Raw genomic sequence first — 12286 nt, forward strand, 5'->3', positions numbered from 1 at the left:
TTCAAAAGATTAAAGATGTTTGTAAAAGATTTAGTTTATTTTTAACTAATTTGTTAATTTTTGAAAAGAAAAAATGAAAGTGATTAAGCCAATTTTCCTAAACTTATTACTAAGTTCTGTTGTTTTTGGACAACGAACTGAACAACCAAAATCTGAAACATATCCAAAAAACATATTCCAAAATCCTTTAGAAATCACCAATTATTTGGCTGGTAATTTTGGAGAATTACGTACCAATCATTTCCACGCTGGACTTGATATCAAAACGCAACAAAGAGAGGGTTTAAAAGTAAAAGCTGTTGGAGACGGTTATATTTCCCGTATTAATATTTCTCCTACAGGTTATGGAAATGCTCTTTATATCGATCATCCAAATGGATATACTTCTGTTTATGCACATTTAAGAGAATTTACTCCCGAATTGCAAGAATATGTACGCAAACAACAATATGCAAATGAAACGTTTAAAATAGAATTACATCCTAAGCCAAATGAACTTCCTATTAAAATGGGTGACTTGATTGCTCTTTCGGGAAATACAGGAGGGTCTGGAGGTCCACATTTACATTTCGAGATTCGTGATACCAAAACAGAAGAACCTATTAATCCTTTTTACTTCGGTTTTGATTTACCAGACACTCGAAAACCATCTATTTTAGGTTTGTATGCTTATCCTATTTATGGCGATATTAATCAAAAAACAAATCGAGTTATTGTAGCAAATGGTGGAACAATTTCCGCCTCGGGCGCAATTGGTTTTGGTGTAAAAGCCTATGATAAACATAATGGAGCAGAAAATAATAATGGAGTCCATCAAATTAATATTTATGTGAATGATGAACCGATTTATACTTTTACTTCAAATCGTTTTTCATTTGATGAAGCACGAGCTATAAATAGTGTTTGTGATTATAGCGATATTCAGAAAAATAATAGTTGGGTGTATCAAGGATTTGTGAAAGATGGAAATCCTATTAGAATGTATTCAAACTTAAAAAATAATGGAATTTTAGAGCTTGAAGACGGAAAATCATATAAAGTAAGAATTGAAGTTTCTGATTATGCAGGAAATTTATCTTCGCAATCTTTTACTGTGAATGGGAAAGCTTTTATCGATTCTGCAAAACTTTCTGAAACAAATCCAATATTATGGAACAAAGAAAATCATTTCAAATCTGATGGAATCGAAATATTTTTTCCTAAAAATATTTTTTATGAAGATTTTGATTTAGCTTATAAATTTTCGAATGGTAAACATTGGGTTGGAAATTATTATATGCCAATTCATCAAACCTATACTTTGGCAATTGAACCAACTGCAGATATTCCAACCGCGCAATTGGACAAAGCTGTTATTATCCGAGAGTATCAAAAAAGAGGCACATGGAAAAAAGATTATTTGACAACAGAACTTAAAAATGGAAAGCTTGTTACTAATCCAAAAGATTTTGGTGTTTTTTCTATTATGCTTGATAATACTAAACCAACAATTACTCCGTTAAATATCAAATCAGAAAGTCAATTTACTCAAGCTAATAGCATTATCAAATTTACAATTGATGATGTTCATTCTGGAATAAAGGACTATAAAGCTTATATAGATGGTAAATGGGTTTTAGCTGAATATGATCAAAAAATCAAACGATTGACAATTAATTTGAATAAAGAACAAATATCAGTTGGCGACCATCAATTAGAATTAAACGTGAAAGATGAAAAAAACAACACAGCAACGTACTCTACAACATTCAAAAAGATTTCTTAGTACCATAAGTTTATCTCTTTTGGGTGGAATTTTATTTGCACAAACAGCGCAAATTAATGGTAAAGTTGTCGACGAAAATAGAACTCCAATTAGTGAAGCAGAAATTATTATAAATGATCAATCTTATTTTACAGATCAAAATGGTAATTTCAAAATTGACATTCCATCCAACGAGTCAATTACTGTAACTTTTAACAATAATGGATATCATTCGTTTGCGCAAACTTTTACATTAAAAGACAAAAATAAAAAAGAAATATTTGTTCAATTAGTTCCTGATCAAACTAATGCTATCCAATTAGGAGAAGCTGTTGTTTCTTTTCAATCGAATAAAAACAAACCGTTACAAAGCACAGTATTAAGTGCTTCACAAATGCAACAAGGCCCCAGTCTAACAGGAGGAGTTTCTGATTTATTGAAAACTTTACCTTTCGTAAATTCAAACACAGAATTGAGTTCACAGTACATGGTTCGTGGAGGAAATTATGACGAAAATTTAATCTATGTTAACGGCATTGAAGTTTATAAACCTCAACTTATTCGTGCTGGAGAACAAGAAGGTTTAGGTTTTGTAAATCCTGCTATGACAGAATTTATTAACTTTTCTGCTGGAGGTTGGGAAGCTAAATATGGAGATAAAATGTCTTCTGTTTTAGATGTTACTTATAAACGCCCTAAAAAATTCGAAGGACAATTAGAGGCTAGTTTGATGGGTGGAAGTTTAACACTAGGAGGAGCTTCTAAAGATAAAAAACTCTCAGCAATTGTTGGTGCTCGTTATCAAAATAGAAATCTAATTTTAAACACCTTAAAAGGTGATACCAATTTTAATCCAGAATATTACGATGTACAAGCTAATATCAATTATAAATTAAATGACAAATGGAATGTTGCTTTTTTAGGAACTATGTCGCGCTCGCGTTACGAAATGTTTCCTATAAAACGTGATACTTATATCAATACAATGGATAATCCACTGTTATTAACAGTTCATTACAATGGTAAAGAAGACGATAAATTTGCTACAGAAACAGGAAGTTTATCTTTTACGTATCAACCAAACTCTAAATTAGATTTAGCTTTAGACGTCTTTGCTTATCATTCAAAAGAACGTGAATATTTCGATATACAAGGTTCTTATTTCATATCAGATGTAGACAAAAACGGAAATGTAATTTCTACCAACGATGTTGGCTCTCAAATCGATCATGCTCGAAATAATTTTGATGCTTTAGTAGCAGGAATTCAACATAAAGGAAAATATAAAATTAACGGGAACAATAATATAGAATGGGGAATAAAATTTCAACAAGAAGATATTCGTGATTTATTGGGAGAATGGCAAGCAATAGATTCTACAGGATATATTGTAAACCAAAATCCAGAAAACGGGTTGAACTTAAGTTACTATGTTAACTCAAAAAATAATTTAAAAACTAATCGTTTTTCTGGTTATGCACAATACACAAGCAAATTTATGTGGAATGATGCAAAAGTGTTATTCAATGCAGGAGTACGTGCCGCTTATTGGGATTTCAATGAAGAAACGACTGTTTCACCTCGTGCTCAGATAGCTGTTAAACCAGATTGGGAAAGTGATATGTTATTCCGTTTTTCAACAGGATTATATTACCAACCTCCTTTCTATCGTGAAATTCGTCGTTTAGATGGTTCTTTGAATGATAAAGTAAAATCACAACAATCAATACATTTTATTCTTGGAAACGATTACGAATTTAAGTGGATGGATCGTCCGTTCAAATTAACAACTGAGGTTTATTACAAAATCTTAAACGATTTGAATCCGTATTATGTGGACAATGTGAGAATTCGGTATACGGCAGATAACAACTCGAAAGGTTATGCGTATGGGCTTGATATGCGTTTATTTGGACAGTTTGTCCCTGGTATAGATTCTTGGTTCTCGGCTTCATATGCACGTGCTTATCAAAATATTGATGATAAAGGAAATATTCCATTACCAACAGATCCGCGTTTCAAATTATCGGCATTTTTCCAAGATTATATGGAATTTTTACCATCTTTTAAAGTGAATGTGAATTTGATTTACGCTTCTGGTTTACCTAACGGAGCTCCACAATTTGCAGATCCATATAATTATCAAACAACGTTGACAGATTACAAACGTGTGGATATCGGTTTTGTAAAAGAAATTATCAATCAAAAAGAATTGAAACCATCAAAAGGAACATTTTGGAGTAATTTCAAAGAAATTTCGATTGGTGTAGATGTCTTTAATGTGTTTGATATTAAAAACGAAATCAGTAACTCATGGATTCGCGACGTAAATTCGAGTGCAGTTTACACAATGCCAAATTATTTGACAGGACGTTTCTTTAATGGAAAAATTAATTTTAAGTTTTAAAACTATTCAAAATTAATATTAGGATAAATTAATTCTAATTGACAATGGATTTTCAAAAATATATCGGTTATATCATCATTCCAATTATATTTATTTTTTCAATTTTACCTATTTTTTTCATGAACAAGAAAATAGGTAAAATAAAATATTTAAAGACTTATAGTTTTATATTTTGGTTATTTTCATTTTTATTATATTTTGTATCATTAAATGAAAGCTTTGAAAATAAAAATTTAAAAGGTTTTACTTTTTTAAATTTTTGATAAAACTTTAGAATATTATTTTTTATGGATTTTACTTCCATTTTGGATATTTTCAATTATATCAGGAATACTAACTCCATTTATTTTATATTTAAAAAGTAAGAATAATAAAAGAAACAACGTATACTAATTTTTTCCAAAAAAAATGGAAAGACAAAAAGATAAGCGAAGATAATTGTAAAGAATAAAATGATTTTTTTAACACGCTTTTTGTCAAGTTGAATTCATTTCAACTTCGCATTCTCAAAGTAAAGCTACTAAAACAAGTTCAGAATGACACTTAGGATATAAAAAATAAATTTGTTAAACTATTAATATAATCTATCAAAACTCAAATCAAAAAAACTTTATACATTTACCGAAGCACTTCTCGCGACAGAAGTGCTTCTTTTTTATTTAAAATCTGACAAAACGACACATAATGGGCATTGGCAAACTATTTGATTCAATCAGAAACAAAAAAACTAATAAGAATATGTCTGACCAAAATATACACGAAGAATTAGAGAACGACAATCTTCAAGAAAACGTTCAAGAGAGTGATAACACTGTGGAACAGCCACAGGAAGAAACTGCTGGAAAGTCAGAATTAGAAATTGCTAAGGAACAATTAGCAAAAGAAAAAGACCAATATTTACGTTTATTTGCAGAGTTTGACAACTTCAAAAAACGTACTTCGCGCGAACGCATGGATATTTTCAAAACAGCAAATAAAGAGGTAATCACTTCATTATTGCCTGTTTTAGATGATTTTGGGCGCGCAATCAATCAAATTGAAAAATCTGGAGACGATAACTTACTTCAAGGAGTTGAATTGATCAATAATAAATTAGTAGAAACGTTACGCGGAAAAGGTCTGAAAGAAATGGAAGTAAAGCCTGGAGACGATTTCAACACAGATATACACGAAGCAATTACTCAAATTCCTGCTCCAACAGAGGATTTGAAAGGTAAAATTGTAGATGTTGTAGAAACGGGTTATTTATTAAATGATGTGGTTGTTCGCTACGCTAAAGTTGTTGTTGGATTATAATTTAGATTAAGAAAATGTCATCAAAAAGAGATTATTACGAAATATTGCAGGTCGAAAAATCTGCAACATCAGAACATATCAAGAAAGCTTATCGTAAACTTGCCATCAAATATCACCCTGACAAAAATCCTGGTGACAAAGAGGCAGAAGATAAATTTAAAGAAGCTGCAGAAGCTTACGAAGTTTTAAGCGACGACAACAAACGTGCACGTTACGATCAATTCGGACATGCAGGAATGAGCGGAGCTGCTGGCGGAGGATTCGGCGGTGGCGGAGGAATGAATATGGAGGATATTTTCTCTCATTTCGGCGATATCTTTGGAGGCGGAGGATTCGGTGGTGGATTTGGAGGTCAATCACGTGGTCCTCGTCGAATGAAAGGTTCTGATTTGCGTATTCGCGTAAAATTGAACTTAGAAGAAATGGTTAACGGTTGCGAAAAGAAAGTAAAAGTTAAACGTTTCAAACAAGCAGATGGCGTTACATCTAAAACATGTCCATCTTGTGGCGGTTCTGGACAACAAGTTCGTGTTACCAACACATTTTTAGGACAAATGCAAACTGCTACAACTTGTGGAACTTGTCAAGGAATAGGAAAAGTTGCAGATAAAATTCCTTCGGGAGCAAATAATCAAGGATTAATCAAAGTTGAGGAAACAATCGACCTTAAAATTCCAGCTGGAGCAAGAGAAGGAATTCAATTGCAAGTTCGCGGAAAAGGTAACGATGCACCTTTTGATGGTATTCCTGGTGACTTACTTGTTTTGATTGAAGAAGAAGAACACGATACATTGAAACGTGATGGAAACAACTTACATTTTGATTTGTATGTTTCTATTCCGGATGCTGTTTTAGGTGCTTCAAAAGAAATTCCGACTGTTAATGGAAAAGTAAAAATTAAAATTGACAAAGGAACTCAATCAGGGAAAGTATTACGTTTAAAAGGTCAAGGTTTACCTGACTTGAATGGTTACGGAAAAGGTGATTTATTTGTTCATGTTAACATTTGGACACCAACTCATTTATCGAAAGACCAAGAAGCGTATTTTGAAAAAATGAGAGACGATGATCATTTCTCACCTGAACCTTCTAAAAATGAAAAATCATTCTTTGAACGTGTAAAAGATATGTTTCAGTAATTGAAAATTTTAATACTTTTATTATATAACATCCAGATATTCTCTGGATGTTTTTGTTTCATATAAGTAGATATTCTGTGTATTTATATATTTTTATGTTAATTTTTAGTCATTTAATAAAAAAAAGAATAACTTTATTAACAAATTAATAACACTATACAAATGAAGAAAAATTTTACTCTTATCTTCTCAGCGTTTTTGTTATCAATGACAGCTCAAGCACAAAATGCTGAGCATTTAATTGATAATTATCAATTGCAGAGATCGGGTAACAATGTCGAGTACAAATTTGTACAAACGATTAATGACGAAAAAGACCAAACTCAGAGGGTATTTACACAAAGAACATTTCAAGGTATCCCTGTCTACAACAGTTATACTACTTATTTAATTAAAAATAACCAAGTTGTTTCTGCTTTAGCATCTGACGGTTTTAATTCTAATTTCAAAACAGCAGATGTAACTCCTACACTCAACCTCAATCAAGCTCTTAATAACATTGCTCACTCTGAAGGTTTAAAACTTATTACAGAAGAATCTTCTCAGGACTATGGCGTTCATTTTACAAAAGAAGAAACTTCAGAATTGGTTTATTATATAGATAAAGACCAAAAACCTGTTTTAAGCTATGCTTTATCATATCGTTTATTAAAAGAAAATCAAAATGATATTATACATATCATAGTTGATGCAAAAAATGGAAATATTTTAGATAAACATAATACCACTCTAACTTGTAATTTTGATCATGGAGCTTTCCACAACGAAAATTTAGCAACTTTTAATAAAGCTGATTGGTACTGGTTATATGATGATGTTAACAATGCTGCTTCTCCGCAATACAATGTTTATAAATTACCTTTAGAAGCTCCTAATAAAGGTGATCGATCATTTGCTGATTTGTCAGTTTCTAACACAGTTGCTTCGCCTAATGGTTGGCACAATATAGCAGAAGGTTCCATAAAAACAAGAACAGAAGGAAACAATGTAAGAGCTGTTCGTGATCATGAATCGATAGGTTACAAAACTTATAACTCTAGTACAAATAAGGTTACAATTGATGACAAAGATTATGTAGATGGAGGAAGTAATTTAAATTTTGATTTTCCTGTAGACTTTAAAATAGACCCATATAAAAATTGGCAAGCAGCTACTACAAATTTATTCTATATGAATAATATGATGCATGATATTCTTTATAATTATGGTTTTACAGAAGAAAATGGAAACTTTCAAAAAGATAATTACAATAAAGGAGCTCTAGGAAATGATGATGTAGTAGCCTTAGCTCAAACAGGTATGAGCATCGGAGTCACAAATAACGCGACTTTTGCAACTCCTGCAGATGGAAGATCTCCTCGTATGGCAATGTATTTATGGAATCCTCCAGCAGATGCTGATATAAATCCATTAACAATTAATTCCCCTTCGACAATTGCAGGAAATTTAAGCGTTTCATTTGCTGAATTTGGTGCAGATTTACCTACAACTCCTATAACTAAAGATTTAGCTTTAGTCCGTAAAAGTGAAACAGATGGTACAGCATATGACGGATGTGGTACAATTACAAACTCTACTGAAATTACAGATAAAATAGCTGTAGTATACAAAGGAGGAAACTGTGATTATGTTTTTAAAGCTAAAGCCGCACAAAACGCTGGAGCTAAAGCTATTATTATTGTTAACAATATTAGTGGAAATTTAGCTATAACCGGTAGTGACCCTACTATTAACATTCCTGTTGTTGGGCTTACTCGAATGAATGGTGATAAAATAAAAAAAGAATTAGAAAATGGAGTAACTGTAAATGCTTCACTACAACATAAAGACATTCCTTATTCTGATGGTAGTTTCGACAATGGTATTATTGCACATGAATATGGACATGGTGTATCAAATAGACTAACAGGACCTATAACAAATGCAGGATGTCTAAGTAACCTTGAACAAATGGGAGAAGGTTGGTCTGATTTTTTTGCTTTAATGCTAACCCAATTACCAGGAGATACTGGTACTACAAAAAGAGGAATAGGTACATTTGTTAAAAATCAACCTAAAGATGGAGCTGGAATTCGTCCTACAGTTTATTCAACAGATATAGCTGTTAATCCAGCTAAATATAGTTTCTTAAAAAATTATGGTAATTCTGATTCTCCACATAACACAGGATATGTTTGGGCATCTATGCTTTGGGATATAAACTGGAAAATGATTAATAAATATGGTTTTTCACCAGATTTATATAATGGTAAAGCAGGAAACAATATGACCCTTCAATTAGTAATGACAGGTCTTAAATTACAACCATGTTCTCCTGGATTCGTTGATGGACGTGATGCTATATTAAAAGCTGACGAACAATTAAACAACGGTGCTAATAAATGTGACATTTGGCAAGCATTCTCTGACAGAGGTTTAGGTTATAGCGCAGACCAAGGTAGTCCTTATAGTAGAATTGATGGAACTGAAGCTTTTGATATGCCTCCTAAAGAAGTTTTAAATTGTGACTTATCGACAAATGAACTAAAAGCTTCTACTTTACAAATGTATCCAAACCCTGCTAAAGATATGGTTTACATTATAGATAAATCTATCAAAAATGATATCAAAGTTGACATTGTTGATATGACTGGAAAAGTTGTTTCTTCTAAAACTGTAAAATTTGATGGACAAAAAGGAAGTGTTTCAACTGAACATTTACCAAAAGGAGTATATATCTTAAAATTCGAAACAGATAATGGAATTGTTACTAAAAAATTAATCAAAAACTAATTTTTAAAACAATTAAACATAAAAAAAGCCGACTCAATTGAGTCGGCTTTTTTTATGTTTAATTAAATATTAATTTATAATTACCTTACTAGATTGTGTTTTTGTTTTAACAATGTAAACACCTTTTGGTAATTTATTCAACCTAACTTTAGTATTATTATTAACATTTTGAATTGTTTGTACTAATTCACCATTAATACTAAAAACTTGAATAGTTTCATTTTTTTCAATTCCACTAATAACAAACTCGTGATTCTTTACTGGATTTGGAGAAATAACCAACTTATTATTTTGTTTTACTATTTCATTCGTTCCTAATTTTTCGTAACAAGTCCAAGATAAATTATCAAAAGAAACTCTATTATTTGAAGTTTCATCAACTAACTCTATTACAACATCTCCTTCAACATTAATATTTTCTATAGTTGTTGTTTTCGCTTTGTTAGAATAAGGAATTTGACCTTTTACTTCACCATTAATTTTTAGAGTATAAAATCCATCAGAATCGGCAAAAGGAAGATACGTTTTTACAGATAAAGAACCTATTCCACCTGAGATTGTAGAAGATTTTAAAGTTCCTTTTCTAATACAAATTGCTTTGTTATTATCTCCATCAATATAAATTTGTCTATCTGTTCTTGCATTTGTTGCAGTCCAAATTATTCCTCTATTCGTCCAAGTTCTATCCGTATAAGATGATGCTGGAGGTGTGCTACCTGTAGAAGGAATATTTTCGAAATCTTCTGTACCACAAGAAGTACCCTCTCCTGTACCTCCGCCTGGATTAGATTCTTTAGTTGTTACTTCAATTGATTGACTATTGTCTGATTTATTTCCTGCAGCATCTTTTGCAACTACATAAAAAGAATATGTAGTAGATGAAGCTAGTCCAGAAATAATTCCATTATTAGAAAAAACTGAAGAATTATAAGCATTATTTACATAAATATCATAACCACTTACTGCTACATTATCTGTTGAAGCAGTCCATGTTAGAGCTACACTAGTAGTAGTAATATTTGATGATGCTAAATTTGTTGGTGTAGATGGTTTTTCTGTATCCGTTTCACTACCTCCTTCTCCATTAAATGATTCTGGCCAGGTATTTTGAGCTTTAGGTCCGCCCCAAATAACAGTTGCTAAATACGGATTGTCAATAAATGGATTTCTATTTCCTTGCACATTTGCAACAACATTATTTCTTTGTATTTCAAATTGAGATACAGGATCTTCTACATTCCATTTCAAAAGAATATCAGGAAAATCAGAAGAATATGTACTTGGTCCATACGTAATATTAAGAGGTAATGCTCTCGAATTATATCTTACATACATATACATCAAAATTCTAGCAACATCTCCTTTCCATTCTTCCCCTGGATACCAACCTCCACGGCTAGTTTTTGTAGCCATAACACCAATACCATCATCAAAAAGTAAATTTCCTCTTGTACTATTCAATGTAACATCAGCTGGACGTAAATGATGTCCATCTGATCCTGGTCCAGAAGTTCCTAAATTTGGAGTCCCTTTAGATTTTGCATAGACATGCTCTCTATTCCAAGATCCAGAATAAGAACGGCTTCTTTGATGTGTTCCAGAACTTTGAGATCCATACATTAATAATAAATTAGATGGATTCTGAGGATCAGCATCACTTGTTTTAAATAAGTTTGCTAAACCTGCCGAATAAGAAACGTTTTGTTTATGAGTATCGCTAATTAATTTTGCAACATCATTTTTTAACTCGTTTTTTGTTTTAGTAAAGTTAATGCTTGAATAATACGCTGGAGCCTTTTGAGCTTGTGCGAATAATGCTAAAGCAAATGATAAAAATGTAAATTTCAATTTCATTTTAATAACAATTATTTATTTAATAGTATAACTTCCTTATTTTCATAAGAAAGTCTTAATGTGTAATTTTTCATCATAAAAGGAATTTGTTTTGCAAATTCCAAAAAATAGATTTTTCCAAATTGATAAAATCTCGCATTTACTTCTTCTTTCAAATATATAGAAGTAACATTAACTTCTATTTCATTGATTAAAAATGGCTTTTCTAACCAACTTATATTTTGTTCTTCAAAACAAAATACATCTGTAAAAAGACCTGGATGATTTTTCCCTTGACCTACAAAAATTATGTTTTCGCGTTCATCAATTCCAATCACATAAACAGGAAATTCTTTTCCACTAATATTTAAGCCTTTTCGTTGTCCAATTTCAAATTTCTCTATTCCAGAATGCTCTCCCACAATAAAACCATCAAACAAAGAATAATTTCGTTGGCTTATCTTCCAAAAAAGCTCCTCTTCTTTTGATTGAAAAGATGGTTTTTCTATATTATAAATAGGAGAATTTCTTGGAATCTCTACAATTTGACCTATTTTCACTTTATTTTATTTATCTCATTACAAAAAAAGAAAGATAACAAAGATAAAATGTTAATGTTAATTAAAAGTTAATAATAGAAGTTTTATTTTTAAACTATTAACATCTTATGAACAAAAAAAGGGATTTCTAATTGAAATCCCTTTTTTTGTATTTTAAAATCTTTTAATGACTATGTGTGTTAGCTTCACCAACTGAACCTTCACGGTCATACGAACAACAAGAAGGTAAATTTCCATATACTTTTTCTTCTGCACGTTTATTATCAGTATCATGTCCAACCGCTACTACAGCGTTTTCTACATCATCCACTTTACTCTTCTTTTCATTCAATATGATATGTAAATTTTGTGTATTACTATCCCATTCAGCAGATTTTACACCTTTTACACCATAAGCTGCTTTTTCTATACGATCTTTGCATTGTCCACAATTTCCTTTAACATGTAAATCATGTTTTGCATTTTTATTTTGTGCTTGCACGCTAATCCCTAAAGTCGCAATCAAAGCAAAGGCTAATAATTTTTTCATTTTTTA

8 protein-coding genes are annotated in these 12286 nt (G+C 31.2%); 5 read left to right on the plus strand and 3 right to left on the minus strand.

Annotated elements, in window-relative coordinates:
* The first annotated feature begins 73 nt into the window (after nt 1-73).
* From E4J94_RS15685 to E4J94_RS15705, 5 genes are all read left to right on the plus strand, one after another.
* Nucleotides 74-1765 carry a M23 family metallopeptidase gene (locus tag E4J94_RS15685; protein WP_135836731.1) on the plus strand — a complete coding sequence of 564 codons (1692 nt, stop codon included), beginning with the start codon at nt 74-76 and terminating at the stop codon, nt 1763-1765.
* The gene (locus E4J94_RS15690) at nt 1713-4151 is read left to right on the plus strand and encodes a TonB-dependent receptor (RefSeq protein WP_135836732.1); all 2439 of its coding nucleotides are present in this window, start codon (nt 1713-1715) and stop codon (nt 4149-4151) included. The genes E4J94_RS15685 and E4J94_RS15690 overlap by 53 nt, the downstream gene beginning before the upstream one ends.
* A gap of 738 nt (nt 4152-4889) precedes the next feature.
* Entirely contained in the window at nt 4890-5447 is a 558-nt protein-coding gene (locus tag E4J94_RS15695; RefSeq protein WP_246034355.1) for a nucleotide exchange factor GrpE, read from the plus strand.
* 14 nt (nt 5448-5461) lie between these two features.
* Entirely contained in the window at nt 5462-6586 is a 1125-nt protein-coding gene (gene dnaJ / locus E4J94_RS15700) for a molecular chaperone DnaJ (RefSeq protein WP_135836734.1), read from the plus strand.
* 162 nt (nt 6587-6748) lie between these two features.
* A complete protein-coding gene (locus tag E4J94_RS15705) occupies nt 6749-9358 on the plus strand; it encodes a M36 family metallopeptidase (RefSeq protein ID WP_185145650.1) in 2610 nt (869 codons plus the stop codon).
* A gap of 69 nt (nt 9359-9427) precedes the next feature.
* Here E4J94_RS15705 and E4J94_RS15710 read toward each other — a convergent pair whose 3' ends face one another.
* From E4J94_RS15710 to E4J94_RS15720, 3 genes are all read right to left on the minus strand, one after another.
* Nucleotides 9428-11212, minus strand: coding sequence for an endonuclease (locus E4J94_RS15710; RefSeq protein ID WP_135836735.1), 1785 nt, complete (start codon nt 11210-11212; stop codon nt 9428-9430).
* An 11-nt stretch (nt 11213-11223) separates the two neighbouring features.
* A complete protein-coding gene (locus E4J94_RS15715; RefSeq protein ID WP_135836736.1) occupies nt 11224-11751 on the minus strand; it encodes a tRNA methyl transferase PRC-barrel domain-containing protein in 528 nt (175 codons plus the stop codon).
* 163 nt (nt 11752-11914) lie between these two features.
* Entirely contained in the window at nt 11915-12280 is a 366-nt protein-coding gene (locus E4J94_RS15720; RefSeq protein ID WP_135836737.1) for a heavy-metal-associated domain-containing protein, read from the minus strand.
* Between the last annotated feature and the right edge of the window lie 6 nt (nt 12281-12286).

This window comes from Empedobacter tilapiae, from assembly GCF_004785645.1.
GTDB classification, from domain to species: domain Bacteria; phylum Bacteroidota; class Bacteroidia; order Flavobacteriales; family Weeksellaceae; genus Empedobacter; species Empedobacter tilapiae.

What these genes read in the sequence shown, in the direction of transcription:
- E4J94_RS15695 (WP_246034355.1), top strand. Translation starts at nt 4,890, where the DNA reads ATGTCTGACCAAAATATACACGAAGAATTAGAGAACGACAATCTTCAA.
- dnaJ (WP_135836734.1), top strand. Translation starts at nt 5,462, where the DNA reads ATGTCATCAAAAAGAGATTATTACGAAATATTGCAGGTCGAAAAATCT.
- E4J94_RS15720 (WP_135836737.1), bottom strand. Translation starts at nt 12,280, where the DNA reads ATGAAAAAATTATTAGCCTTTGCTTTGATTGCGACTTTAGGGATTAGC.
- E4J94_RS15710 (WP_135836735.1), bottom strand. Translation starts at nt 11,212, where the DNA reads ATGAAATTGAAATTTACATTTTTATCATTTGCTTTAGCATTATTCGCA.
- E4J94_RS15685 (WP_135836731.1), top strand. Translation starts at nt 74, where the DNA reads ATGAAAGTGATTAAGCCAATTTTCCTAAACTTATTACTAAGTTCTGTT.
- E4J94_RS15705 (WP_185145650.1), top strand. Translation starts at nt 6,749, where the DNA reads ATGAAGAAAAATTTTACTCTTATCTTCTCAGCGTTTTTGTTATCAATG.
- E4J94_RS15690 (WP_135836732.1), top strand. Translation starts at nt 1,713, where the DNA reads ATGAAAAAAACAACACAGCAACGTACTCTACAACATTCAAAAAGATTT.